At 66.3% G+C, this 25,771-nt stretch carries 19 protein-coding genes; 8 read left to right on the forward strand and 11 right to left on the reverse strand.

The features are described from left to right. Positions 1-36 precede the first annotated feature (36 nt). Together DI605_RS14295 and DI605_RS14300 are read left to right on the forward strand one after the other, a co-directional pair. Positions 37-1,212 carry an alanine racemase gene (locus DI605_RS14295; RefSeq protein WP_293975185.1) on the forward strand — a complete coding sequence of 392 codons (1,176 nt, stop codon included), beginning with the start codon at positions 37-39 and terminating at the stop codon, positions 1,210-1,212. A gap of 37 nt (positions 1,213-1,249) precedes the next feature. After that, positions 1,250-2,710 carry an aldehyde dehydrogenase family protein gene (locus DI605_RS14300; protein WP_293975188.1) on the forward strand — a complete coding sequence of 487 codons (1,461 nt, stop codon included), beginning with the start codon at positions 1,250-1,252 and terminating at the stop codon, positions 2,708-2,710. Positions 2,711-2,952: 242 nt separating this feature from the next. On the opposite strand, the gene DI605_RS14305 is transcribed toward DI605_RS14300, so the two are convergent. Next, complete coding sequence (locus DI605_RS14305; RefSeq protein WP_293975191.1) at positions 2,953-3,726, reverse strand: SDR family oxidoreductase; 774 nt, start codon at positions 3,724-3,726, stop codon at positions 2,953-2,955. A gap of 128 nt (positions 3,727-3,854) precedes the next feature. On the opposite strand from DI605_RS14305, the gene DI605_RS14310 reads away from it, so the two are divergent. Continuing rightward, entirely contained in the window at positions 3,855-4,757 is a 903-nt protein-coding gene (locus DI605_RS14310) for a LysR family transcriptional regulator (RefSeq protein ID WP_293975195.1), read from the forward strand. A 45-nt stretch (positions 4,758-4,802) separates the two neighbouring features. Here the strand turns inward: DI605_RS14310 and DI605_RS14315 are convergent, their stop codons facing one another. Continuing rightward, complete coding sequence (locus tag DI605_RS14315; protein ID WP_293975199.1) at positions 4,803-5,663, reverse strand: helix-turn-helix transcriptional regulator; 861 nt, start codon at positions 5,661-5,663, stop codon at positions 4,803-4,805. A gap of 113 nt (positions 5,664-5,776) precedes the next feature. On the opposite strand from DI605_RS14315, the gene DI605_RS14320 reads away from it, so the two are divergent. Further along, entirely contained in the window at positions 5,777-6,685 is a 909-nt protein-coding gene (locus DI605_RS14320) for an SDR family oxidoreductase (RefSeq protein WP_293975202.1), read from the forward strand. Between the two features lie 96 nt (positions 6,686-6,781). Here DI605_RS14320 and DI605_RS14325 read toward each other — a convergent pair whose 3' ends face one another. The 6 genes from DI605_RS14325 to DI605_RS14350 form a co-directional block, all read right to left on the reverse strand. Further along, positions 6,782-9,682 carry a TonB-dependent receptor gene (locus tag DI605_RS14325; RefSeq protein WP_293975204.1) on the reverse strand — a complete coding sequence of 967 codons (2,901 nt, stop codon included), beginning with the start codon at positions 9,680-9,682 and terminating at the stop codon, positions 6,782-6,784. Between the two features lie 328 nt (positions 9,683-10,010). Beyond that, positions 10,011-11,669, reverse strand: a complete 1,659-nt coding sequence (locus DI605_RS14330; RefSeq protein ID WP_293975207.1) for a carboxylesterase family protein — start codon at positions 11,667-11,669, stop codon at positions 10,011-10,013. Beyond that, the gene (locus DI605_RS14335; protein WP_293975210.1) at positions 11,669-12,820 is read right to left on the reverse strand and encodes a DUF1116 domain-containing protein; all 1,152 of its coding nucleotides are present in this window, start codon (positions 12,818-12,820) and stop codon (positions 11,669-11,671) included. Before DI605_RS14335 ends, DI605_RS14330 begins: the two co-directional genes overlap by 1 nt. A 4-nt stretch (positions 12,821-12,824) precedes the next feature. Continuing rightward, positions 12,825-14,183, reverse strand: coding sequence for an AtzE family amidohydrolase (locus tag DI605_RS14340; protein WP_293975213.1), 1,359 nt, complete (start codon positions 14,181-14,183; stop codon positions 12,825-12,827). Further along, positions 14,176-14,370, reverse strand: coding sequence for a hypothetical protein (locus DI605_RS14345; RefSeq protein ID WP_293975216.1), 195 nt, complete (start codon positions 14,368-14,370; stop codon positions 14,176-14,178). Before DI605_RS14345 ends, DI605_RS14340 begins: the two co-directional genes overlap by 8 nt. Positions 14,371-14,511: 141 nt before the next feature. Then, positions 14,512-16,614 (reverse strand): TonB-dependent receptor, encoded by a 2,103-nt coding sequence (locus DI605_RS14350; RefSeq protein ID WP_293975219.1) that lies wholly within the window; start codon positions 16,612-16,614, stop codon positions 14,512-14,514. A gap of 474 nt (positions 16,615-17,088) precedes the next feature. On the opposite strand from DI605_RS14350, the gene DI605_RS14355 reads away from it, so the two are divergent. Then, the gene (locus DI605_RS14355; RefSeq protein ID WP_293975222.1) at positions 17,089-17,598 is read left to right on the forward strand and encodes a MarR family winged helix-turn-helix transcriptional regulator; all 510 of its coding nucleotides are present in this window, start codon (positions 17,089-17,091) and stop codon (positions 17,596-17,598) included. 28 nt (positions 17,599-17,626) lie between these two features. On the opposite strand, the gene DI605_RS14360 is transcribed toward DI605_RS14355, so the two are convergent. Then, the gene (locus tag DI605_RS14360) at positions 17,627-18,994 is read right to left on the reverse strand and encodes an MFS transporter (RefSeq protein WP_293975225.1); all 1,368 of its coding nucleotides are present in this window, start codon (positions 18,992-18,994) and stop codon (positions 17,627-17,629) included. 331 nt (positions 18,995-19,325) lie between these two features. On the opposite strand from DI605_RS14360, the gene DI605_RS14365 reads away from it, so the two are divergent. The 3 genes from DI605_RS14365 to DI605_RS14375 are packed head-to-tail and all read left to right on the forward strand — an operon-like array spanning position 19,326 to position 22,504. Next, positions 19,326-20,627: an amidohydrolase/deacetylase family metallohydrolase gene (locus tag DI605_RS14365; protein ID WP_293975228.1), complete on the forward strand. Its 1,302-nt coding sequence runs from the start codon at positions 19,326-19,328 to the stop codon at positions 20,625-20,627. Between the two features lie 3 nt (positions 20,628-20,630). Then, positions 20,631-21,542 carry a ribokinase gene (locus DI605_RS14370; protein WP_293975231.1) on the forward strand — a complete coding sequence of 304 codons (912 nt, stop codon included), beginning with the start codon at positions 20,631-20,633 and terminating at the stop codon, positions 21,540-21,542. Positions 21,543-21,547: 5 nt separating this feature from the next. After that, entirely contained in the window at positions 21,548-22,504 is a 957-nt protein-coding gene (locus tag DI605_RS14375; RefSeq protein WP_293975234.1) for a nucleoside hydrolase, read from the forward strand. 97 nt (positions 22,505-22,601) lie between these two features. Here DI605_RS14375 and DI605_RS14380 read toward each other — a convergent pair whose 3' ends face one another. Both DI605_RS14380 and DI605_RS14385 read right to left on the reverse strand, forming a co-directional pair. Beyond that, the gene (locus tag DI605_RS14380; RefSeq protein WP_293975236.1) at positions 22,602-24,614 is read right to left on the reverse strand and encodes a TonB-dependent receptor; all 2,013 of its coding nucleotides are present in this window, start codon (positions 24,612-24,614) and stop codon (positions 22,602-22,604) included. 58 nt (positions 24,615-24,672) lie between these two features. Beyond that, positions 24,673-25,638: a LysR family transcriptional regulator gene (locus DI605_RS14385; RefSeq protein WP_293975329.1), complete on the reverse strand. Its 966-nt coding sequence runs from the start codon at positions 25,636-25,638 to the stop codon at positions 24,673-24,675. Positions 25,639-25,771 lie beyond the last annotated feature (133 nt).

Genomic DNA, 25,771 nt, shown 5'->3' on the forward strand with positions numbered 1-25,771 from the left:
TATCTCCGGCGGACAATCAGGAGCAGGAAGATCCCGATGGCCCACGCCCCGAACCCGCCGCCCGCCACGATCGGAGGCGCAAGCCTCGACGCGATCGGGACGCCTGCGCTGCTGCTGGATATCGTGAAGGTGGATCGCAACATCGCGCGGCTGCGCGCGCATCTGGATGCGCTGGGGGTTCTGTTTCGCCCGCATGTGAAAACCGCGAAATCGATCGATGTGGCGCGGCGGCTATTCCCGGATGGTGTTGGCTCGATCACGGTTTCGACGCTGGCCGAGGCCGAATATTTCGCGTCGGCGGGCTTTGCGGACATCACCTACGCGGTGGGCCTCGCCCCGGACAGGATCGCTCGAGCCCGTGCGCTTGTCGCGCGCGGCGTGACTCTCTCGGTGTTGATCGACACGCGCGAGCAGGCGACGGCGCTGGCGGATGCGGCGCGGGCCGGCGATGCGATGCCGGGCGTGCTGATTGAGATCGATTGCGACGGCCATCGCGGTGGCGTGGTGCCGGAGGATCCCGCGCTGCCGGAAATTGCGGGCATATTGCGCGAGGGGGGCGTGGAGGTGCGCGGGGTGCTCACCCATGCCGGAGAATCCTATGCCTGCCGCAATGGCGAGGGATTGGCCGAGGCGGCCGAGCGGGAGAGGGCGGCGGTCGTCACGGCGGCGGCGATCCTGCGCGCGCAGGGCCATGCCGCGCCTGTCGTCAGCGTCGGTTCCTCGCCCACCGCGCATTTCGCCCGCACGCTGGATGGCGTGACCGAGGTGCGCGCGGGCGTGTTCATGTTCTTCGATCTGGTGATGCTGGGCATCGGCGTCTGCACGGTGGAGGATATCGCGCTCTCCGTGCTGGCGACGGTGATCGGCCACCGGCCCGAAAAGGGCTGGATCCTGATCGACGCGGGCTGGATGGCGATGTCGCGCGATCGTGGCACGCAGGCGCATCCGATCGATCAGGGCTATGGGCTGGTCTGCGATATCGACGGCCGGCCGTTCGGCGATCTGATCGTGGGGGATGCGAGCCAGGAGCATGGCATCGTCAGGATCCGCCCCGGAAGCGCGGCCGGGCTGGCTGAACTGCCGGTCGGCTCGCGCGTGCGGATCCTGCCCAACCATGCCTGCGCCACCGGCGCGCAGCACCTATCCTATCACGTGATCGAGACGGGCAGCCGGATGGTGGTGGCCGAATGGCCGAGGATGGGGGGATGGTGAGCGACAGGATCGGACATCGGCCATGGGACGTGACGGGATGACGATGGATTTTGCGGGCGGATCCGTCTGCACGGATGCGGTTCATGCATCCGCTTATATCGATGGCGCATGGGTGGAGGCGTCGGGCGGCGAAATGCTGCCGGTGATCGATCCCGCGCGCGAAACGGCGATCGCCCACGTCGCGGCCGGCAGCGCGGCGGATCTCGATCGTGCGGTCGCGGCGGCGCGGGCGGCCTTTCCTGCTTTCTCGCAAACCCCGGTCGCGGAACGGCATGCCCTGCTGGAGCGGATCCGCGCGTTGATCCTCGAACGCGCCGAGCCGCTGGCGCGCACCCTCACCAGCGAGATGGGGGCCACGATTTCCCATGCGCGCGCATCTCATGTCGCGCTCGCCGCCGCCCATGTCCGCACCGCCGCCGATGCCCTGGCGGATTATCCGTTTCTGACGATGCGCGGGACAACCGCGATCGTGCACGAGCCGATCGGCGTGTGCGGGCTCATCACCCCCTGGAACTGGCCACTCTATCAGATCGCCGCGAAGGTGGCGCCCGCGCTGGCGGCGGGCTGCACGATGGTGCTGAAGCCCAGCGAGCTTTCCCCCCTGAACGCGCTGCTGTTCGCGCGGATCGTGCAGGATGCGGGCGTGCCGAAGGGTGTCTTCAATCTCGTGAACGGCAGCGGGCCGGAGATCGGCGCGGGCATGGCGGCGCATCCGGATATCGACATGATCTCGATCACCGGATCGAATCGGGCGGGGATGCTCGTGGCTCAGGCGGCAGCACCGACCATCAAGCGGGTGACGCAGGAGCTTGGGGGCAAATCCCCGAACCTGATGCTGCCGGATGCCGATTTCGCGCGCGTGGTGCCGCTGGGCGTGACGACGGCGTTTCGCAATGCCGGCCAGTCCTGCGCGGCGCCCACGCGAATGATCGTGCCGCGCGCGCGCCTGGCCGAGATCGAGGCGATGGCGCGCGCGGCGGCGGAAGCGATCGTCATCGGCGATCCGGCGGACGAACGCACCGTCCTCGGCCCGATCGCCAATCGCGCCCAGTTCGATCGCGTGCAGCAGATGATCGCGGCCGGCATGGCGGAGGGCGCGCGGCTGCTATGCGGCGGGCCGGGGCGCCCCGAGGGGCATGAAACGGGCTTCTTCGCGCGGCCGACCATTTTCTCGGACGTGACGGGTGCGATGCGGGTCGCGCAGGAGGAGATTTTCGGTCCGGTCCTGTCGATCATGCCCTATGACGATGTGGAGGAGGCGATCGCGATCGCCAACGATACCGTCTTCGGGCTCGGCGGCCATGTCCAGAGCGCGGATATTGATGCGGCGCGCGCGGTAGCGCTCCGGATCCGCACCGGCCAGGTCAATCTCAACCATCCGGGCTGGGATCCTCATGCTCCGTTCGGCGGATACAAAAGATCCGGCAACGGCCGCGAATATGGGGCGTTCGGATTGGCGGAATATCTGGAGACCAAGGCGATACTGGGCTTCGGCTGACAATAGCCCGCGGCGACGGGGGGCTGTCAGGCGAGGCGCCGTCCGGATCGGGGGAGAGGGAATCTTCGACCGATCCGGACGGCAGGTAAGAGGGGTATCCCGACGCCCCATACCCATTTGCCGACGGGCGACCCCGCCTGCACCCTTTTCATAAGCCGGGCGGACGGGGCGATCATGAGCCGTGGCTCAGGATCGCCTGTACTTTGGTAGGGCGGGGGCGGGCGGGGGCGCGTCGCGCGCCCTTACTTCGTTGTGTAGCCGCCGTTCACGAGGATTGTCTGGCCGGTCATCCACCAGCCGTCCGACACGAGGAAGCGGATGTGGGGCACGATATCCTCGATATCGGTGAGCCCCGTCTTCGAGAGGCCTGAGAGAGCGGCCGCCGACTTGTGATAGGCCTGCGCCTCGGGGGCTTCCTGCCCATAGAAGAAGGGCGTGTCCATCGGGCCGGGGCCGATCGCCGTGACCGAAATGCCCCTTTCCCCATATTCCTTCGCGGCGGCGCGCGTGAAATGTTCGACCGGCGCCTTCGTGCCGGCATAGGTGGAATAGAAAGGCGTGAAGGCGCCCAGAAGCGAGGTGACGAGCGTCACCAGCTTGCCATTGTCATTGAGATGCCGGCCCGCTTCCTTGATGAAGAAGAAGGCCGATTTGGCGTTCACGGCGGCCATCTCGTCATATTCGGCTTCGGAGATGTCGAGGATCGGCTTCTTCAACACCTTGCCCACCGTATTGATCGCGATGTCCGGGCGGCCGAAGGCGGCGACGGCCTCGGCGAAGAGCGTTTCCACCGCGCCCGCCGTGCCCATGTCGGCCTGGAAGGCGGCAGCTTCGGCTCCGAGCGCCCTGACCGCCGCGACGGTGGCATCCGCATCCGCCCTGGTGGCGGCGCTGTTATAGTGAATGGCGATCGCCTTCGCGCTCTGCGCCGCCAGATCGCGCGCGATCAGGCCGCCCAGATTCTTGGCGCCCCCGGCAATGATGACGGTTTTGTTCCGGATGGAATGATCGGTCATGAAACGAAGCTCCTCGAGACGCGCAGCGATGGCCGCTGTCGAGAAGAGGATGCTGTCCGGGATATTTCCGATAAAGACCCTCGATCTGACATCATCTGTCAGAAATGGCGAACAATCGGCGGGCGCGCATGGACCGGATCGATCTTTTCCGCATCTTCATTCGCGTGGTGGAGGCGGCAAGCTTCACCCGCGCGGCGGACACGCTGGGGATGCCGCGTTCCTCCGTCTCAGCGGCGGTGGCGCAACTGGAAAAGCGCATCGGTGCGCGGCTGCTGAATCGCACGACGCGCAGGGTTTCGCCCACGCAGGACGGCGCCGTCTTCTACGAACGATGTCTGCGCCTCGTCGCCGATGTGGAGGAAAGCGAGGGCCTGTTCCGGCAGAGCGCGTCCAAACCCTCCGGCAAGCTGCGCGTCGACGTGCCAGGCCGGATCGGCCGGTTGATCCTCGCCCCGGCGCTTCCGGCCTTCCTGGAGGATTATCCGGAGATCGATCTGGACCTGGGCGTTACCGATCGGGCGATCGATCTGGTGGAGGGTGGCGTGGACTGCGTTCTGCGCGTTGGCCCGCTCACCGATTCCACGCTTGTCGCGCGGCCGCTCGGCAGCCTCGCGCTCGTCAATGTCGCGAGCCCCGCCTATCTCGCGCGCCACGGCATGCCGCGCACGCCCGACGATCTCCGGGATCATCTCGCGGTCAATTACGCGTCGCCTTCGACCGGGCGGGTCGAGCCGTGGGAATGGATGGAAGAGGGCGCGCTGCGGGCGTTGCCGATGCGCGGCCGCGTGACGGTGAACGGGGCGGAGGCCTATATCGCCTGCTGCCTCGCCGGGCTCGGCCTGATCCAGATTCCGGCCTATGACGTTCGCGGCCATCTCGATGCGGGCGAACTGGTGGAGGTAATGCCCGATCATCTCGCGGAGCCACTGCCCATGGCCCTGCTTTATCCGCATCGCCGGCATCGATCCCGCCGCGTGCAGGTCTTCGCGGACTGGCTGGAGGTGCTGCTGACGAGGCAACTCGTGCGGTGACCGCGAGCCCCGGGGCGTCGGGCCGTCGGCTGGCAGCGTGCTTCTTCAGCGATCCGTCAGGCTAGGGGGCAATGGCTTGTCCTTCGCGAGGATGAGCTGCCGGATGCGATCGGCATCGGTCGCTGATGCGGGATTGTAGACGATCATCGCCAGTTCGGGGCGTCCCTCCACGGCGAAGGAGGAGAATTCCAGACTGAGGGTTCCCGCAGCCGGGTGATGGATCCGCTTGGTGCCCTCGCCATGCGCGATCACGTCATTGTCCCGCCACAGCGCCTCGAATTCCGGGCTCAGGCCGCAGAGTTCATCGACGAGCATCGCGCATTCCTCGCTGCGGCTGGCGCCGGCGCGGGCGACATCCGCCCTGAAGGCGCCAACGACGAAACGGGCGACGCTCTGCCAATCATCCTGTACCGCCCGGACTTTCGAATTGCCGAACATCAGGCGCAGGATATTGCGTTGCTCCCGTGGGATCTGCGCATAGTCGGTCAGCAGGGCGGCGGCGGCCCTGTTCCAACCCACCACGTCCCACGTTGCGGTCTTGATGATCGCCGGGCTCAGTTCCATGCCGTCGAGCACGCGCTGGAGGCGGGCGGTGATGCCGTCGACGGGCGAGTAGCGGACTTCGGGCGGGCGGCCGAGCCCCAGCATGAAGAGATGCTCGCGCTCGGGTTCGGTGAGCATCAGCCCTTGCGCGATCCGATCGAGCACGGCGGCAGACGGAGCGCCGCCGCGCCCCTGCTCCAGCCACGTATACCAGGTAGGGCTGATATTGGCCCGCTGCGCCACCTCCTCGCGCCGCAGGCCGGTGGTGCGCCGTCGCCCGCCCGCAACGCCGAACGTCGCCGGATCGAGCCGGGTGCGGCGATCGCGAAGATAGGATCCCAATGTGTCGGCGGGCTGAGGCATGGGCGATCCCGTGGCAGTGATCCTGTTGGAAATTATACCAGTATAAGATCACTACTTTAATAGGGACAGGAGTAGCGCGAAATCGGCCTTCGGACAATCTGGAGGGTTTCGGCATGCGCGTGTTTCTGACTGGTGCGACGGGCTTCATCGGCTCGCGGATCGCATCGGAGCTTCTCGGCGCCGGGCACAAGGTGGTGGGTTTGACGCGTTCCGATGCTGGTGCGCGTGCGCTCGAGGATAAGGGCATTGAGGTCTATCGCGGCACACTTGAGGATCCCGGCGGCCTCGCGCGTGCGGCGGCCACGGCCGACGCGGTGATACACACGGCCTTCGATCACGATTTCTCGCGCCTCGCCGCAAATTGCGAGAAGGACCGTCGCGTGATCGGGGCGTTGGCGGAGGCGCTTGCCGGCTCGTCGCGTCCGCTTATCGTCACGTCGGGGGTCGGCATGGGCAGCACCGTTCCCGGCAGCCCCGCGCTGGAAAGCGTTGTCGACTGGCATCATCCCAACCCGCGCATCGCGACCGAAGAGGCGGGGGCGGCCGCGGCCGCGCAGGGCGTTTCGGTGGCGGTCGTGCGATTGCCGCAGGTGCATGACACCGTGCGGCAGGGGCTTATCACCCCGTTTGTGGAATTGAGCCGGGCGAAGGGTCGCGTCGCCTGTGTGGGAGACGGTGCGAACCGCTGGCCGGCGGCGCATGTATCGGATGTGGCCCGGCTTTATCGGCTCGCGCTGGAGCAGCATGAAAACGGAGCCCGCTATCATGCCGTTGCCGAGGAGGGCGTGCGCGTGCGCGATATCGCGGAGACCGTGGGGCAGGGGCTGGGCCTGCCGGTCGAAATGCTGTCTGCGGAGGAAGCGCAGGCCCATTTCGGATGGCTGGCGATGTTCGTCGGCGCGGACATGGTGGCTTCCAGCGCATGGACCCGCCAGCGACTGGGCTGGGAGCCGGTCGGCCCGGACCTCCTCACCGATCTGAGGGCGATGGATTATGGCGCCTTCGCACCGCCCATGGCCTAGCCCCGCCGGCTCGGACCGGACCGGTGCGGCGCGGGGGCATCCACCCACGCGCCGCGCAACACTTCTTCATTTCCATCCGCTGGAAGCGGCCTGTGCCTACATCTTGTAGGCGACGCGCAGATAGCCGAACTGGCCCGGCACGTCATAGGTGGTCGGATCGTAATTGGGGCCGGTGCAGCTGGTGCAGGCCGGAGGATTGCGATTGAACACGTTGATGACGCCGATCGTGAAATCGAACTTCTTGTCGAGGAAGCTCGGCGTCAGGACGAGCTGGACATCCCCATAGAAGGTGTCGCGCAGGCGACTGCCATCGGCTTCGGTGACATGGTTGATGTAGCGGCCGGTGAAGGATGCGCCGAAATCGCCCAGGCTCCAGCTGACGACGCCCGTGCCCTTGAACTTGGGATAGGATTGATCGGGGAAGCCCCGCGTCGTGCCCTTGTAGCTGATCGTCGTCGTTCCATCCGCGGTCGGGAAGCTCTCCGTATATTTGGCGAGGTGATTGCCGTTCAGCGTCAGCCCGAAAATGCCGAGGCGCGTTTCGGGCGAACGGTAGGTGACGGTCAGGTCCACGCCCTGCGTACGGATCTGCCCGATATTCTGGAGCAGGCCGACGACGCGCGAGATGATGCCGCTGGAGGTGCGAACGACATTGGCGCAGGCCGTGGGATCGCCCAGTTCGGCGCAGCGGGACAGGGTGACCTGCGGATTGATCGCCGCGATCGCGCCGCTCACCTTGATGTCGTAATAATTGGCCTCGATGCTCAGCTGGCTGGCGAAGCCGCTCTCGCGCGCCCAGCGCGGGCTGTAGACGGCGCCGAAAAGCCATGTCTTGGAGGTTTCCGGGGTCAGCGCGTTATTGCCGCCGGTGAGCGTGCCGATCTGTCCGCCCAGCGGCTCGCGATAGGAGCCGCCCGCCGGAACGCCGTTGGCGATGCAGTTCGTCCGCACCGTGGCGGAAGCCTGCCAGCGCGATCCCGTCACGTTCGTGCAGGGATCGTCGATCGGCGCGTCCGTGCGCGACTGGGCGCCGAAGAGTTCGCCGATGCTGGGCGCGCGGAAGCCTTCCGCATAGGAGCCGCGCAGGAGGAGATCGTCGATCGGCTTCCACAGGCCCGTGCCCGTGAAGGTGGTGCTCGATCCGCTGGTGGAATAGCTGGCGTGGCGCACGGCGCCGTTCGCTTCCAGCGATCGGAAGAAGGGCACGTCCTTCAGGATTGGCACGCGGATTTCGCCATAGACTTCGTCTGTGTTGAACTTGCCGCTGGCGGCCTGCGCGGGAATGTCGGCGCCGAGGCCCGCCTGGATGATCGGATCGGGCGTGAAGCCGCCCTTCTGCAGGCGATGCTCATAGCCGATCGCCACGCCGACATTGCCGGCCGGCAGGTGGAACAGATCCCCGCTCAGATTGGCGGTGTAATCGTAGAGGCGCTGATAGCTCTGGTCGTGCTCGACGAACGAGATGTAGTTCAGCATGGCCGGCGTGATCGATCCGGCGCCGCCGAAGATGTTCAGCGGCACGCAATCGCCGGTGCAATTGGCGACCGGACCCAGCGCGCGGGCGACCTTGGCGGCATTGACGTTGCCGGTGAAGGTCTGGCGGGCATCGTTGAGGCCGACGACGGCGTTCACGTCCCAGTAGAATTTGCGTTCGCCCACCTCGAAGCTGCCATCCAGCGTGGCCGTGGTGGACCAGGTGTCGACATGCTGGGTGTAGGTGCGCTGGCCGGCCTCGACGAGACGGCGGGCGACGAAGCTGTAGGTGGCGGCCGAGCCATCCGCGCCGGATGACAATGTGATGCCGAACGGATTGAACGGATTGGTCGCGTCGATCGAAACCGTATCCAGCAGATTGCCGTTGCCGGCATCGGGGCCGACGAACAGCGGCAGGAAGGCGGCCTGGTTCTGCGAATTGCGCCGGTTGTACACCGCCTTCACGCGCAGGCTGATGTCGCTGCCAAGCTCCTGCTTGGCGCTCAGGAAGCCGCCGAAGCGCTCGGAAGGCGTGAGGAAGTAATTGTAGGGCGAGAAATTGAAGCGATCAGCCGTGGTGAAGGCGCGGAAATCGCCGCTGGCCAATGTAGGGTCATAGGCGCCACGCCGGGTGAGCGGCGCATTCCGCACGGTCACGCTGCCGCCGCCGGGCAGCGAAGGGTTGCCCGGATTGAACACGATGCGGCCATTGACCGCGGCCGAGGAGCAGCCGCCGATCGGATCGGTGCAGCTCGTCTGGCCCGGATTGGGGAAGCGCGAGAGGGCGCGGTCGGCGGTGGAGACCTTGTCCTGCTTCACATAGGTGCCGCCGATCACGATCGAGGTGGTCGGCCCCTTGATGCCATAGCTGACATTGTAATCCTGGGTCGCGCCGTCGCCCGCGCGGAACTTGCCATATTGCGCCGATGCACGCAGGCCATCCTGCGAAGCCTTCGTGATGATGTTCACCACGCCCGCAATGGCGTCCGATCCGTAAAGCGGCGACTGGCCGGACTGAAGCACCTCGATCCGCTCGATCTGGCTTTCCGGAATGCTGTTGAGATCGACGGTGGAAGGAATGCCGCTCGCCGCCGTGGCGGGCACGTAGCGAAGCCCGTCCACCATCACCAGCGTGCGCTTGGCGAGCAGATAGCGCAGATCGATTTCGGCCGTGCCCGCGCCGACACCGCCGCCATCCTGCGGATTGCCGATATTGCCCGAATTGTTGACCTTGGTGTTGAGGCCGCCGGCGGCACTGGGCAATCGCTGAAGAACATCGGCCACCGAGGTCAGACCCGTCTGGGCAAGCGTGTTTTGATCCAGCGTGATGACGGGAGAAGGATTGTCGAGCGGATCGCGACGGATGCGGGATCCAGTGACGATGATCGCATCATCGGCCGAAGCATTGTCGCCGCCCGGCGATGACGGCCCGATATTGACGGCCTGTGCTTGCAGTGCGGAGGACGTTGCGAGAGCAAAGACTGACAACGCGATACGACCACGCAGCATATTCTTGCGATTCATGACGATGCCCCGAATGATGTGATGGTTAATGTTGATCCGGGTTCGCGCCGCAGCGCAACATCGTGTCGTGAAATGTTGCAAATTGTTTCGAATGTGTTTCGTTGCTGCAACAGTTCCGGAACGGAAGGCGTCCGGGGGCGAAGCCTGCGCCGTTCACGCAGATGGCGCGGCCGGCCGATCCGACGGCACCGCCGTAGCCCCGCTCGGGCGGCGCCCCGCGTGTGGGGCGGCCTGCTCTATCGATGAAGCGACGCCGTGGTGGCGATCCGGCCCGCAGACGGAATTTGGATGCGAGCGGCGCTTGGGCGGGGAAATCCGCCTTCGGCTATTACGGGGCTATCGTGGAGACGGCCATATCATGGTCGTGCCAGAACCGGCACCGATGCTCGTCCGCAATATCGTTCCGGACGACGATGCCGCCATCCTGCGGCAATGCGAACCGCGTGATGGCCGGCATTTGCCGATCGAACGGCTTCCAGGGCGCGGTCACGCCGTCGCGAGCGAAGCGGACCCATCTGTGCGCCATTTCGTCCGCCAGCGCCTGCTGGTCGGCCGACAGGCCATGCGCGGCCGCCCGATAGCCGAACAGATATTGCAGCTCGACCGTGTGGCTGGCGCCGCGATTGAATTCCGGAGCGGCCTTGCCGCCACCGGTGCCCAGCGACTGGAAGGGCGGGGCGGTCCGATCCGAGAATTCGAACATGGCGACGGGATTGCGATGCGCGAAGACCGTGGCGATCTCGATGCTGGGGCAGATTATGAGATGATCGGAGCGCAGCGCGGCCAGCGCATCGAAGGGTGAGCCGTCCGAAGCCGGGTATTCCTGCGAGATCGCCCCGGCGAGCGGGCCATAGGCGCGGGCGATCATCGCCCGATAGCGGCCGGCATCCAGCGGCAGCAGGGCGCCCAGCATCGAACGCAGCTCGTCCCGGTCGAAGCCGATCAGAAGGGGGACCGGGGCTATCCGCCCGGCTTCGGCAGCCGCACGCGGCATTTCGGGCAGCGTGGAGGTGCCATAAGGGATCGTCGGGAAAAGCGGCATGGGATCGAGCGCCCTTCGCGCACCCCAGACGGCGGCCCAGGCGCGCAATATCTCTCCCGCCGGTTTGGCGCGAAGGCACAAGAGAGGCGCGCGATCTTCGCAGCCCGCCTCGCGTGCCACCGCAGCGCCGATCCGTTCGGCATCGCCGATGGCGACGTTCACGTTGCCGCAGAAGCCGCTCTGCATCACCGCGCGGCCGAACAATCCTCTTGCGGCGGGCGTGGCGAGCAACGCGCAGACATCGGCGGCACCGGCGGATTCGCCCGCCAGCGTGACCTGTGCCGGATCCCCGCCGAACGCGGCGATATGATCGGCGGTCCACCTCAGCGCCGCGATCTGATCGCCGACGCCGATGTCGCCGCGCGCGCGGGCCGCTTCGCTCCCTCCGGCCAGGGCGAGAAAGCCGAACGGCCCGAGGCGGTAAGCGGGAATGACGACGATGGCGCCCGCCACACGCGCGATCCGCTCGCCATCATAGATGGCCGGCGAGCCCCAATTGTTGCCGCCGCCGTGGAGGAAGACGATCACCGGCAAGCGCGCGCCCCGGCGCACGCCCGCCGGACGATAAATGTCGAGGTACAGGCAGTCTTCGTTGAGACTTTCCGGGCCGTCACCGGAATTCGGCGCGGCGCAGCCCTGACGGGATTTCGTGGCGCCCCGCAGACCGGCCCAGCGTGTCGGGCGCGCGGCCGGCGTCCACCTTTGGGCCGGCGCTGCGAAAGCTATGCCCAGAAAACGGTCCACGCCGCCCGAACGCTGGCCGAGAAGGCGGCCCTCCTTCGTGCCCACGATCGGCTGCGGCGACGCTGTCGAGGTGCCAGCAGGCGCCGCCGACGCGATGGCGATGCCCATGATGAGGCACAGGATCTGCGGGAAGAGGCGCCCTGATCCGATGGCCCGGCGCGGCCGGCGGGAGCCAAGGGGCGCCACTGTCCGCCGGCGCATCACGACGCGATCGTCGCCGTGCTGATCCCGCGCCCGATCAGGCCGGCGTCTCCGCCCGCATCGAGGATGGCGAGTATCGCCGCCAGGCGATGCCCGTATCCTTCTTTGTCGCTTTCTTCGCCCCCACCTTCTCCCAGCGCGAAGCCGAGGCGAATATCGGGCGGCAGGAGAGCATGGGTTCCGACGAAGCCGCGGTTCGCCGGTGGCGCGGGATCCGGTATGGCGCCATGCGCGATCAACTGCGCGCGCAGCGCCGGCGCCTTGTGGAGGGCGGCCGCACCGAAGCCGCTTGCATCGATGACCATGCTGTCGCCGATCGCGGGCAGCGGCGTGCGATCCCGGTGATCCTCGCCGATCGGGCCGACCGGGGTGGTCGCCGGGGTGCGCCGCCATCCATCCTCGCCCGCGACCGACCAGCCGACATCGACACCGTTGCCGCCGACACGCACGATGCCCCGGATCGTTCGGGATGCCATATCGGCCAGCAGGACGGCGCAGGCGGCCATGACGACATTCAGCGCGAAATGATCCGCCTCCGCAAGATACAGCGCCGCGTCTCCCGATAGCAGCCGAGCAAGGCGTTGGCGCAGGATCGCGTTGGTGGCGGCGACCACGCCGTGCAGGTCGTCTCCTCCGGACAGGCCCGCCGCCATGACCGGGAGCAGCGCGATGGGCGCGTCGAGCGCCCGCGCCATATCCGGCCCGATCGCGATCAATCGCCGGAGCCGATCGACACCATTTTCCGCCGAGGCGCCGAAGCGCAGGGCGCCCGGGGCGGGGCCATCGTTGAGCGGGGCATGGCGCACCAGCCCGCTATTATCGTCTTCCACCCGCAGCAGCGGGATGGAGGGCGAGACGACGAAGGCGAGGGGCGTCACGACGCCATGGTCCTGCGCGGGCTCGAGCGGGATCAGGCCCGATAGAATTGCCTGCCGCGCCTCCACCGCCGAGGCGGTCCATCCCTCCGCCAGCGTTGCGGCCACGGCGCTGTTGAGCACGGGCGCGGGGATCTGCCGGGGCGAGGCATAGGGTGGCCCGGCATGAAGCAGGAGCGGCGAATGGCCCCCGACAAGATCGCGCAGGCTGCGCATTCCGCGCAGCACCGGTTTGGCCTGGGCCCGTACGGGATCGATCGCGGCGTTCATCGTCATGCGGTTATTCATCGGCTCCGGGCGGGGGCAGCGGCGGTGCGCCGATCAGGCCATCGGCCTCAAGGCGCGCGGCGAGCGCAAACAGCGCCTCCTCCCGCCCCGGCGCGCCGATCAGCTGGATTCCAAGAGGCAGCCCGTCGATCGTGCGGCGGAGCGGCGCGGCGATCACCGGCAGCCCGATGAAACTGAGCGGTTGCGTGTACAGGCCGAGCTGCGCCCGCGCCGCCACGCGCCGGCCATCGACCTCGATCATCGGATCGGCGATGGTGGGTGCCGTATCGGGCGTGGCCGGGGCGATCAGCACATCGTGGCGGGCGAACAGATCTGCCGCCTGTCCGGCAAACCAGACGCGGAAGCGCCGGGCTGCGCGCTCTACCGTCTGTGGCAGCAGGCATCCGGCCGCCAGCCGGTCACGCGTTGCCGGATCGAATGCCAGTGCGGATCGGGCCAGGGCGCCTGCATGGAGCGCGCCGCCCTCCGCCGCAGTCATCAGGAACGCGGCCGAGCGGGCGACATCTACCTTCGGAAGCTCGACGATCGCGTCGCCTCCGGCCGCGACGGCCACCTCGTCGATCGCCGCCAGCAGGCGATCCGCGATATTCGCCCGGAACCATCCGCCAAGCCGCGCCACGCGCAGCCGGCCCGGGGGGGCTGCATCGGCGCCTCCCCCCAGCGCCCGCCATGCCAGATGCAGATCCGCGATCGAGGTGGCGAAGGGGCCGATATCGTCGAAGCTTTCCACGAACGGAAAGACACCCTCCATCGGCAGGGCGCCGTGCGTGGGCTTGAGGCCATAGATTCCGGTCAGCGACGCGGGAACGCGGATCGAGCCGTTCGTATCGGATCCAAGCGTCAGCGGCAGAAGGCCCCCGGCCACCGCGGCGGCCGATCCTCCCGAGGATCCTCCCGCCAGCCGCGTGATGTCATGCGGATTGCGGGTGGTGCCGTAATGGGCGTTGATCGTTGCGAAACCGTAGGCGAATTCATCCATGTTCAGGGTGGCGACCAGAATGGCACCCTGTTCCTCCAGCCGCCGGATCGCCGGAGCATCGCCCTGCGCGGGCGGGGCGTCGCGTCGCATCGCGGCGCCGGCCGTCGTCGGCAGCCCCGCCACATCGAACAGATCCTTCACGCCGAAGGGGACGCCGGCGAGGGGGCCGGGATCCGCGCCGCGCGCCACCGTGGCGTCGACGGCCGCGGCGGTGCGATGCGCCCGATCGGCGAGCAGGCGCGTGACGCTGCGATAGTCGGGATCACGCCGGGAGATGGCAGACAATGTCCGCTCGACGACCTGCGTGGCCGTGCACGCACCCGAACGGACCGCAGAGGCAATGTCCTGGGCGGAGAAGCCGGCGCTAGTCATCGGCCAGGTCCGCCACGGCCGCGATCAGGCGACGGGAATGTTCCTGCAGCAGCGCCAGATTTTCGGCGATGCCGGGCAGGCATGGATCGGGAAAGGCAAGCCCCCACGAGGCGATCTGTTCGCGAAGCCGCGACGGATCATGCGGCGATTGTCCGGAGGGTGGGGCGTCGTCGGACATGTTGCTCATGACGGTCGGCTTGCGGCCCCTGATTCTCTGAAATCGATACCGGGCCGGGCGCCCGGAGAGTGGCGGGAGAGGCTCCTTGCCAGGATGGCCTGCCCGGCCCGGCAGAAAGACGGCCCGGCAGCATGCTGCCGGGCCATTCATTCAGAACTTCTTCTTGATGCGGACGCCGAACTCGCTCCGGTCGTTGTTCAGGATCGATTCCTTGAATCCGGCCGTGTTGAGAACGAGCTGCCCGACGACATATTTCTCGTTGAAGATGTTCGTGCCGTAGATCGAGAAGGTCAGGCCCTTGTCCGGCATCCCGTAGCTGATCTCGAAATTGGTGAGATAGCGCCGCGGGATGATGTTGGGCACGCCGTTGACCGGCTGGTTGAAGACCGAACTGCGATAGTTGGTGTCGACCCGCGCGGTGAGCGTATCGCCGGAGGCCAGCGTCGTCTTGAACTGCGGACCGATCGCGACCGTCCACAGCGGGGAACCGAGCGGCCGCGTTCCGGCCACAACGCTCGTCACGCCCGCATCCAGCCGCGTATATTTGGCGTTGTTATAGCCGACCGTGGCGTCGAGGCTGAGATACTTGCCCAGAAACAGCGTGCCCTCGAACTCGGCGCCATAGGTGCGGGAACGGGCGGCGTTCGCGCTGAGCGTGATGAAGCCGGTCGGCGTCGAGGTGCTCTGGCTGACGACCAGATCCTTATACTGCGTGTAGAACACGTCCGCCGCGAATTGCAGGACGTTGCCGAGACGACCCTTCAGGCCGACCTCGTGGTTCGTCGCGTAGGTGGGATCATAAGGCACGAACACGGCGGCCGAATTGGCGCGCGCGGGGAAGCCGCCGCTCTGATAGCCGCGCTGGATGGTCGCGTAAGCCGCAAGCGATGGCGAGATCTTGTAATCGAGCGCCACGTCCCAGGTCGGCGCGTTCCAGTTTTCAGAACGCTGGACGGTGCGCGCCAGGATGAAGGCATCCTTCTTGTCCCAGGTATAGCGCACGCCGCCCGAAAGCTTCAGGCTCTCGGTCAGATTGTAGCCGGCATGGGCATAGAGCGCGTAGCTGTTCGTCTCCTGGCCGCCATATGCCTGACCCGGAACATTGTTGTAGATGAAGTTCTGACGAACGACGCCATTTTCATGGAAATAATAGGCGCCGGTCACGAAATTCAGCTTGTCATATTCGCCGTTCAGCTGAAGTTCGCCGGTGCTCTGCCGCGAATGGCCATATTCCGGATACTCGGAATAGGAGTAAGGCGAATTGTCGTCGTCCAGGCCGCCCTTGTAGCTCAGGTAGCGATAGCTGCCGATCGCCTTGATGCTGAGATTGGCATTGAGATTCTGGCGAACGGTGAGCGAGGTGCCGAAATTCTTGGCATTCGTGTTCGGGATCTTCGCGTTGGTCGTGCCCGAATCATAGGCGTTGGCCGGAAAGTCGCTCTGCTTGAGCCCGAAGAAGCCGTTCGGATTGATGATCGTGTTCTGGATCGGCGAAATGCCGTAATTGCCCTTCATCCCGTCCGCCGAGAGGATGACGGAGGTTTCCGTGGATGGCGTCCAGGCGAGGACGGCGCGCCCGCTGCCCTGATCGATCTGCCCCACTTCGACATTGGCTTCCGGCAGGTTGACGAACTTGCCGACGCCACCGCGATGTTCGTAAAGCCCGCTCAGCGAGAAGGCGAGCGTATCGGTGATCGGGGTGCTGCCGTAGAAGCTGGCATTGGCGCGTTCGCGCGTGCCGAGCGTTGCCGACATTTCGAACGCTTCCTGCTGGCCCGGAAGCTTCGTCACGACATTGATCGCGCCACCCAGCGTGTTGCGGCCCGAAAGGGTGCCCTGCGGCCCGCGCAGAACCTCGATATGATCGATGTTGCTCAGGCTGAGGTTCGCGCCCATCGCGCGGCCCAGATACACGCCGTCCAGATAGACGCCCACGCCCGGATCGGTGAAGATCAGGTGTTCGCGATTGCCGACGCCACGGATGAAGACGGCCGCCTGGCTGATATTGCCGGCGCCGACATTTTCGATGTGAACGCTGGGGACGACCTGATCGATCGCCTTGACCGAACCGACGCCGCGCGCAGTGAGCGTCTCCGCGCTGAAGGCGGAAATGGCGGCCGGAATGTCGCGAACCGTTTCGTTCCGCTTGCGGGCGGTGACGGTGATTTCGCCGTTGCTGCTGCCGGCGCCGTCATTGGCGGCCTCGGCGGCGGGGGTCGGTTGGGCCGCCGGAGTGGCGGCCGCGGGTGTCAACGCAAGCAGACCTGATACTGACGCCGCGGACAAAATCCGGGCCTTGATCCCCACACGCATTCAAAAGTCTCCCCAATTAGATTGGCCCGCAGCATGCGGAACGATCGGCGGCCTTTTGACCATGCTCGACCTGCGCGCTGCCCGTTCCTCCCAGGCTTGTTCGCTTATCGAGTATGCGTGATAATTATCCGGCTGACAAGCGCGCCTTTTTTTGATTAAGATGTTGATATTATTAATATAATGAACTTTCCTTTCTGTACGTACGCTGTATAATTCGATGAATGCTAGACAGTGAAACAATCTCCCGCCGTGGTGATTCGCGCGGCCGGGGCGGGCTTGCGTGTGCCCGGCTGAAGGTGTTCAGGCATGATGTCGCGCCGGGATGGTGTCCGGCGCGTGACGCGCAGGATCGATCGGATCGGCGGAAATGCGGCAAAGATGGCTGCTGGTTTCGGCAGATGATAAGGGAGGCCCATGAGCCAGTCGCTTTTCTCACTCATCTCGGGCGGATCGACATCGCAGGAAGGAAGTGAACCGGCCGAGGGCGATTGGCCCCTCCGCGATCGGCCCGGCTTCCTCATCCGGCGCGTCCACCAGCTCCATGTCGCGCAATTCGTGCGCGAGTGTGGCGATTTCGATATCACGCCGATCCAGTACAGCCTCCTGGCGGCGCTTGCCGATCTCGATCAGGCGGATCAATCCCAGCTTGCGGCGGCGATCGCCATGGACCGGACGACCACGGCCGGCGCGCTGAAGCGGCTGGAGGCGCGCGGACTGGTCGAGCGGCGCACGCTTCCCACCGATCGTCGCGCGCAATTCTGCTCGCCGACCCCGGAGGGGTTGGCGCTGCTGAAGCGGCTGGAGGCGCCTGCCCGCGCGGCGCACACCAGCACGATCGAGGCCCTGTCCCCCGCCGAGCAATTCCTTTTCCTGCAATTGCTGCAGAAGATCGTCGACCAGGCCGACGCTGATCCGGAGGCGTGACCGGCGCGCGGGATCCCGCGCGCCGGGATCAGTGCGCGCGGGCGCTTTCGGCCATGCCTGAATCTGCCATCGCGGCGTCTGGATCCAGCCGTCGGATCTGGCCGACCAGGAACAGGTAGCTCAGCAGCCCGATCGCGCCGAGACAGGCGATGAAGCCCAGCGCCGGGCCGAACGATCCCGTGCGATCCACGATCGCGCCGATCACGATCGGCGTGATGATCCCGCCCAGATTGGTGAAGAAATTGAACATGCCGCCGGCAAGGCCCGTCATCCGCAACGGCGCGATATCCGAAAAGATCGCCCAGCTGATGCCGCTGGTGCCCTGCCCGAAGAAAGCGACGGACATGATCGCGATGACGATGAGCGGATCATTGCTGTAATTGGCCAGAATGATGCTCGCCGAGAGCATATAGCCGATGAGGAGAGGCAGCTTGCGCGCGGCGGTGCGCGAAAGCCCTGCCTTCAGCAGCGCATCCGATATGGCGCCCCCGGCGAGCGCGCCGCACAGGGCGGCCAGATAGGGCGCCATCCCCAATATGCCGGCACGGCCGAACGAAATGCCTTTCTCCGCGACCAGATAGGTCGGAAACCAGGTGAGGAAGAAGGATAGCGCGCTGTTGCTGCAGAAGTTGCCGATATACATGCCCCAGAGCGGACGCTTCGAGAGCAGATAGGCGGCATCGTCCTTCAGCGGCGTGCGCGCGCCGCCGCCCGTCGTGGCTGCCTCGGTGGTGTCTTCCGCAGCTTGCCCCCCCGGATGATCGCTGATCGAGCGGAACCAGAAAAAGGCCAGAACCAGCCCTGCCGCGCCGGAAAGCGCGAACATCGTGCGCCAGCCGGCGGTGGCGATGATCCAGGTCAGCACGGGCAGGGCGAGCGCCAGCCCCGAATATTGGCCGCAAACCCAAACCGCCGTGGCGCGCCCGCGTTCGGAAGCGGCAAACCAGTTGCTGACGAACTTGTTGTTCGCCGGGAAGGCCGGGGCCTCCGCCACGCCCAGGACGAGGCGCAGCCCGATCATGGCCGTGAACGAGCGCACCGAGGCGAAAGCCATCGTGCATGCGGACCAGGCGATCAGCGCGAAGCCATAAGCGCGCGTGGGGCCGATCCTGTCGAGGAGCCAGCCTGCCGGCAGCTGCATCAGGACGTACGTCCACGAGAAAACGGAGAAGAGCAGGCCCAGCTGTGTTTTGCTCAGCCCATATTCGGCTTGGATGTTGGGCGCCGCCACGGCCAGGCTGCTGCGATCGAGATAATTGACGGCGATCGCGCAGAACAGGAGGATCAGGACGGTCCGGCGTGCGGCTCCCCCTTTGCGATCGCGCCGCGCGATGCCTGCGGAAGAATCGATCGGCGATCCGTTCGCGGTGCCATTTCTAGGCTTCTCTCTCGTCACCGCTGCTGCGCTCCCGCCTGATCCCTGTCGATCCAATTTTGCGAGCATACGTCATACTGTCCGCTCGAAACAACAGCGCAGTTGGGGGTGCCAGCGCGCGCCCGAGGCTCGGCGTCCTCACCTAATTATATAGGGAGGGGACCGTTTCGGGATGAGAGGCGGCTCCGCGCCGGGGGCGTCATGTGCTGCCATAAATCACGTATACTTGACATTTGTTGGAGTCCCGACAACAGATTGGGATATGTCGTGCGCGCTGGGGGCGCCGAATGCCGTCCGCCGGCGCGGGGCCGGATGCGCCGGCAAACTAAATGTCTTCAAAGGGTGGAGCGTCATGGATAGCCCGATTTATGATCTGATACTGGCCGGCGGCCATGTCATCGATCCGGCCAGCGGCATCGACGGGATCGCCGACGTGGCCATTGAGAAGGGGCGGATCGCGGCCGTTTCCGGGGCGCCCATCGCAGCCGCCTCACGAAAGCGGATCGATGCGCGCGGTAAACTCGTGCTGCCGGGCCTGATCGACACGCACGGCCACATCTTCACCTATGTGACCGGCCGATTCGGCCTGCCCGCGGATCTCGCCGGTGTGCACAGCGGCGTGACGACGATCGTGGACCAGGGCGGCGCATCGTGCATGACCTTCCCCGCCTTCCGGCATTTCATCGCCCAGCCTGCGGCCACGCGCGTCCTTTCCTTCATCTCCGCTTATGTGGTCGGTGGCCTCGAGGGGCATTATTATCCCGAACTCTATGGGCCGCATGGCGTGGATGTGGATGCCACCGTCAAGTCGATCGAGGCTAATCGCGATCTGGTGCGCGGGATCAAGGCCCATGCCGAGATCGGCGGCATGCGTCGCTGGGGCGTGCGCGTCATGGAGCAGGCGTCCGAGATCGCGGCGGCCGCGAACCTGCCGCTCTACATTCATTTCGGGCAGCTCTGGCCCGAACCGGGCGATGATCGCCGGATGCTCGACATCGGGGATATCGTGCCCTCGGTGATCCCGCTGCTGAAGGCCGGCGACGTGATCGCGCATCCCTTTTCGCGCCATCCGGGCGGCTTCATGGACGAACGCGGCCAGCTGCACCCGCTGATCCGGGAGGCGCTGGATAGGGGGCTGAAGGTCGATGTCGGCCATGGCAGCCATTTCTCGTTCCGCGTGGCGCGCCAGGCCCTGGAAGCCGGGATCATTCCGGATACGCTGGGTGCCGACATGCACGGCTACAATACGCGGGCCTTGCCGCCTCCCGGCACGCCTGCGACGCATCCCGACGATCACGAGGCCCATCCTTTTGCCGGTGCCGCGCGCTTCAGCCTTTCTTATGCGATGAGCGAGATGCTGGCATTGGGGGTGCCGCTTGATACGGTGGTGCGGATGGTGACGATCAACGCGGCCCGGATGCTGGGCCTGGAGGAAATCGGTACCCTGCGCACCGGCGCGCCCGCCGATGTCACCATTCTCGATGATCTGCGCGGCCGCTTCCGGTTTGAAGACAATGAAGGCAGTGTCGTCGTGGGCGATCGCATGCTCCAGCCGGTCTTCTGCGTCCGTGCCGGCAAGACCTTTCAGGCCGATGCGGATATCCTGCCCCACCCGGTGCCCGTCGACGGCGCCGTTCCGGCGGGGCGGCCCTGAATCATGGCGGTGCTCGTCATCGGCAGCATCAATCTCGATCTGACGTTCCGGATCGCGGGCTTCGTCAGGCCGGGGGAGACGATGCTGGCGGAAGGATTGACCACCAGCCTCGGTGGCAAGGGTGCCAATCAGGCGGTCGCCGCCGCCCGGCTGGGAGCCGCCGTCACGCTGGCGGGCGCGGTCGGCACCGATGCGGCGGCGGGGCCGCTCGTCGTCGAGATCGCGGCGGCGGGCGTGGATGTCGCGGCGGTCGAGCGCCATCGGGATAGTCCGACCGGCATGGCCAGCATCGCGCTGGCCGATGGTGAAAACAGCATCATCGTCGCGCAGGGCGCGAATGCGGCCTTCTCGGGTAATGTGCCCTCGTCTTTCCGCAATGCGGCAGGCGTCACCGCGCTCTTCCAGCTCGAGATCGGCATTGCCGCGATCGAGCGTGCGCTGGATCAGCTCGGTCAGGCGCCGCGCGTGATCCTCAATGCCGCGCCCGCCCGGCCGGAGGCCCGGCCGCTGCTGGCGCGCGCCGACATCGTGATCGTGAACGAAAGCGAACTGGAGGCCTTCGTCCCGGCCGCATCGGGCGAACCGGCGTTCGCGGAGCGCGCGCGGGCGCTGCTTGGCGGCCGGCTCCGGACGGCGATCCTGACGCTTGGCGCGGAGGGCTGCCTCGCGGTGACGCGCGATCGTGCCGATGCGTTCGCTGCGCCCGTTGTGGATGTCGTCGATACGGTGGGCGCGGGCGATTGCTTCTGCGGCGCGCTGTCGGCGCGGCTCGATGCGGGCGATGCGATCGATACGGCCATAGCATTCGCCATCCAGGCAGCCGCGCTGGCCGTGACGAAGCCCGGCGCGGCCGCATCCATGCCGACGCTGCCCGAAGTCACGGCCATGCTCGCCGGCAACCAGACAAGGAATTAACCGACATGCGCAAGATCATTCTGGACGTCGATACCGGCACGGACGATGCCGTGGCCATCATGCTCGCGCATGGGCATCCCGCCCTTGAGCTGGTGGCGTGCACCACGGTCAACGGCAATACGGCGGTGGAGCACTGCACCGATAATACGCTGCGCGTGCTGGATCTGATCGGCGCTGCCGACATTCCCGTCTTCCAGGGACTGCATCGCCCGATCGTGCGCCCGGATCTGCCGATCCCGCGCGCCAAGGCGGATGTGGGCGCCAGTCTGCACGGCAATACGCTGCCCCTGCCGGAAACCGCGCTGAAGGCGCAGGAGCAGGGGGCCGTCGAATTTCTGATCGAAACCTATCGTTCCACCACGGATGAGATCACGCTGGTTCCGCTCGCGCCGCTCAGCAACATCGCCGCCGCGCTCGCCCTCTATCCGAAATTGGTGGATCTGATTCCGGATGTCGTCATCATGGGCGGCTGTCACGCCTTCGGCAACCGCACGGCGTCGGCCGAATTCAACATCTGGGCGGATCCGGAGGCCGCCGCGGTAGTGCTGTCGGCAGGCTTCCGGAAGATCACGCTGGTGCCCCTCGACGCGACCTACAATGCCGCGCTCTCGACCGCGCAATGCGAGCAGCTTGCCGCGTTGGGCACGCCCGCCGCGCTTGCCGCTGCGGACATCATTCGCAACCGTATCGCGAATTATGACAGGATCCAGCCGATCGGGCAGGGCGGATTGGCGCCCGTGCACGATGCGCTGGCCGTTGCCTCGATCGTGGATCCGACGATCCTGGTTACGCGCTTCCTCCATGTGGAGGTGGAGACCACGGGCACCGCGACCGTGGGGCGTACCGTCATCGACACGACCTTCCGGGGCGCCGACCGGAGCCAGCCGGCCAATTGCAACGTCGCCTTCGCCGGCGATGCGGATCGATTTGCGGCGATATTGCTCGAAGCGCTGAAGGCGTAACGGCGGCCACGCCGCGCGCCTCGCAGCTTTCCGTTGCAGGCGCCCCGCGTCACGGCAGGCTGCACCAGCCAGCCGTGATGGGCGTGCGACCGGGGTATCAGAACCGCACGTTGATCCCGCTCCAGATCCGCACCGGATCGATCACATAGCCATAATCGGCATAGGCTAGCCGCTTGTCGAAAAGGTTCTGCACGCCGCCGTGCAGGGAGAGGCTCTTGCTGAGCCGGTAGGTCGCGCCGATGTCGACCGTCGTGTAGGAAGCGGCCACGATATTGTTGCCGCTGATCTGTGCCTCGGTCACGGCCTCCTTGCCGCGATAGATCGCACGGACATAGGCGCTCAGCCGATCGACGGGCTTCCAGTTGAGCGAGGCGCTGGCCTGCTGCTTCGGCGTGTCGTTGAGCGCCGCGCCGATATTGGCTCCCGTCAGCTGCTCGGAATCGGTCAGCGTTCCGGTGGCGTTGAGCCGCAGCGTCCGCGTCAGGCGCAGATCCACCGTCGCCTCCACGCCGCGCACCTTGGCGCGATCGACATTGACATAGGTGGTCGGCGGCCGGCCGATCGAGCTCAGCGGTTCATTGATGCACCATGCCGCCGCCGCCGAGCAGGTGATGCGCGTGATCTTGTCGTCGAAGCGCGTGTCGTAGAGGGCGAGGCTGGCCTGCACGGCCTTTCCCTCGAACAGCAGCGAAGCCTCGATCGTGCGCGAGGTTTCGGCCTTGAGATCCGGATTGCCATAGATTGTGCCGCCACGGCTGTTCTGCCCCCAATCGTACAGAGTCTGCCGCAGATTGGGCGCGCGGAACCCCTGCGAATAGCCGCCCTTCAGCGTCACCCGCCGGGCGACATGCCACACGGCATAGATGCGCGGCGTCCAGTGCGTGCCATATTGTTCGTCATCGTCCATGCGGATCCCGCCGGTGAGCTTGAAGCCATCGAGCAGGCCCAGTTCGTTTTCGGCGAACAGCGCCCAGTTGGTGCGTGTGGCGCCGGTGCGATTGGAACCGGCCAGCCCGTTGCTGGTGAGATCGCGCATATCCTCGTCGCGATAGAAGGCGCCGATGCTCAGCATGTTGGCGGGCAGCGGCACCGTCCAGATCGACTGGCCGACGGTGTTGCGGATGCGCTTCTGCCCTTCGACATGCTCGGCATCCTCATATTGGAGATAGCTGTCGGAACTTGCGAAGCCCCATTTGCCGGCGTGGCTGGCGGATGCCACCCAGCGCTTCTGCGTCATCGTCGATTCCGTGCCTGCGGGGGCCGTCGCCGAGACTTCCACCGTCTTGCCGGCGGTCGAGAGCGTCTTCTGGCGATAATAGCCGCCCTCCACCAGAAAGCGGTGATCGGCGTTCGCGTTGAAGCCGATCTTGCCGGCGAGGGATTCGTCCTTGCGATCCGGCGTGCCGCCGATCACCCGATCCTCCGCCCGCCGGTTGAGCGAGCCCTGCAACTGGATCCCGATCGTATTCCCGATGATCGGGCCGGAGAGGTAGAAATTGCCGTCGTAGAAATCGCCATAGCCCCGCCCCAGCTGGAGCGTGCCGTTCGCGCGCGCGCTGCCGCGCCAGCTATCCGCGATCGCGCGCGTGATGACGTTGACGACGCCGCCCATCGCATCGGATCCGTAGAGCGAGGACATCGGGCCGCGGACGACCTCGATCCGCTCGATCGCTTCCAGCGGCGGCAGCAGCCCGCCCTCGCTGATGCTGCCTCCGTTCGTGCGGGATTCGCGCGCGCTCAGGCGTTTCCCGTCCACCAGGATCAGCGTGTATTGGGGTGCCATGCCGCGGATCGAAATGTCGCGGCTGTTGCCCTCGCCCGGCGTGACCGTCACGCCGGGAATTTCCAGCAGAGCGTCGGTGACCTCCCGATAGGGCAGGCGCTCCAGGGTTTCGCGCGTGATGACGCTGATCGAGGCGGGCGCATCCTTCACTTCCTGCGCGCGCGTCGTCGCGGTCACGACGATATCGCTGGCGCTGGTGCCCTGATCCGCGTCCGCCGCCATCGCGGGGGCCGCATGAACGAGGGCGAGGGCCAGCACGGATGCGGCCGATGTCTTGCGGGCGAGGCTGAGGGTGGCGGGCCGCGCCCGCGTCTGACCGATGTGCATGGAATCTCCCGGCGGTATCGCTTGTTGCGATTGCTTCGCAGCTGCAATTGCGGCGCGTTCAGGCGGCGGGCAAATATCCAGATCGAATATCGATCATTCGCGTGGCGGATGGATGATCGCGCGCCAGCTCGTCACGCAACCACATCGAGGCCGGATCGCGCTCGGTCCGCTCGTGCCAGAGCAGGCGATATTGGAAGCTGCCCATTTCGCGCGGGGCGGGGCGCATGGCGAGCTTGTGGCCGGGGGCGAGCTGGGCCGCCGCGCGCGACGGCAGCGTGACGATCGCGTCCGATGCGCCGATCACGCCTGCCGACGCGCTGAAATAGGGGACGGACGCGACCACGCGACGCTGCAAACCGAGCGCACCGAGCCGGCTGTCGATCCGGTCGAAATCGTCCTCGCCCACGGTGAGCGCGACATGCGGCCAGGCGACGAAGGTTTCGAGAGGGATTTCCCCGGTTTCTTCCGCCAGGGGATGATCGGCCCGCATCAGGCAGGAAAAGGTCTCGACAAAGAGATTGCGCGCATAGGCCTGCGAAAGATCGGGCTCCAGCCCGGAAACCAGCAGATCGACATCGCCGGACGCGAGTTCGTCGTGCATGCCGCCCTTCAGCGGCACGATGCCGATCGTTGCATGCGGCGCCAGATCGATCAGGCAGGGAAGCACCGGGGCGATCACGGCGAGCACGCCGAAATCCGTCGATGCGATGCGAAAGCGCCGCCGCAGTGACGCGGGATCGAACGAGCTCGGATCGAACAGGGTGGAGGTCGTTTCCAGCCAGCGTTGCACGGGAGCGAGCAGTTCCTCGGCACGTCGCGTCAATTCCATCCCGCGACGGCTGCGCACCAGCAGGGGATCGTCGAGCAGGACGCGAAGCTGCGCGAGCGCCCGGCTGATCGAGGGCTGGCTCGTCCCCATCTGTATGGCCGTGCGCGTTACCGAACGCGTCTTCAGCAGCGTGGCGAGCGTGACCAGCAGGTTGGGATCGAAGTGCAGAATGGCGCCATCAGTCCTTGATGCGATCCATTCGCATTATTGGGCCGATCATCCCGCGCAAGGCCAGGCGGGCCGCCCGCATCAAAACGTCAGGGGCGAGCAACTTCGGAGAGACATGTTCCCGCCGGCCGGCGCATCGCCTGCCGAAGCCGGGATTATT

The organism is Sphingomonas sp. (assembly GCF_003248515.1).
Classification (GTDB): domain Bacteria; phylum Pseudomonadota; class Alphaproteobacteria; order Sphingomonadales; family Sphingomonadaceae; genus Sphingomonas_I.

Coding starts and splice junctions, on each gene's coding strand:
- DI605_RS14325 (WP_293975204.1), bottom strand. CDS start 9,682: ATGAATCGCAAGAATATGCTGCGTGGTCGTATCGCGTTGTCAGTCTTT.
- DI605_RS14315 (WP_293975199.1), bottom strand. CDS start 5,663: ATGCCTCAGCCCGCCGACACATTGGGATCCTATCTTCGCGATCGCCGC.
- DI605_RS14380 (WP_293975236.1), bottom strand. CDS start 24,614: ATGCACATCGGTCAGACGCGGGCGCGGCCCGCCACCCTCAGCCTCGCC.
- DI605_RS14320 (WP_293975202.1), top strand. CDS start 5,777: ATGCGCGTGTTTCTGACTGGTGCGACGGGCTTCATCGGCTCGCGGATC.
- DI605_RS14310 (WP_293975195.1), top strand. CDS start 3,855: ATGGACCGGATCGATCTTTTCCGCATCTTCATTCGCGTGGTGGAGGCG.
- DI605_RS14375 (WP_293975234.1), top strand. CDS start 21,548: ATGCGCAAGATCATTCTGGACGTCGATACCGGCACGGACGATGCCGTG.
- DI605_RS14355 (WP_293975222.1), top strand. CDS start 17,089: ATGAGCCAGTCGCTTTTCTCACTCATCTCGGGCGGATCGACATCGCAG.
- DI605_RS14370 (WP_293975231.1), top strand. CDS start 20,631: ATGGCGGTGCTCGTCATCGGCAGCATCAATCTCGATCTGACGTTCCGG.
- DI605_RS14335 (WP_293975210.1), bottom strand. CDS start 12,820: ATGACGATGAACGCCGCGATCGATCCCGTACGGGCCCAGGCCAAACCG.
- DI605_RS14345 (WP_293975216.1), bottom strand. CDS start 14,370: ATGAGCAACATGTCCGACGACGCCCCACCCTCCGGACAATCGCCGCAT.
- DI605_RS14295 (WP_293975185.1), top strand. CDS start 37: ATGGCCCACGCCCCGAACCCGCCGCCCGCCACGATCGGAGGCGCAAGC.
- DI605_RS14300 (WP_293975188.1), top strand. CDS start 1,250: ATGACGATGGATTTTGCGGGCGGATCCGTCTGCACGGATGCGGTTCAT.
- DI605_RS14305 (WP_293975191.1), bottom strand. CDS start 3,726: ATGACCGATCATTCCATCCGGAACAAAACCGTCATCATTGCCGGGGGC.
- DI605_RS14365 (WP_293975228.1), top strand. CDS start 19,326: ATGGATAGCCCGATTTATGATCTGATACTGGCCGGCGGCCATGTCATC.
- DI605_RS14330 (WP_293975207.1), bottom strand. CDS start 11,669: ATGCGCCGGCGGACAGTGGCGCCCCTTGGCTCCCGCCGGCCGCGCCGG.
- DI605_RS14340 (WP_293975213.1), bottom strand. CDS start 14,183: ATGACTAGCGCCGGCTTCTCCGCCCAGGACATTGCCTCTGCGGTCCGT.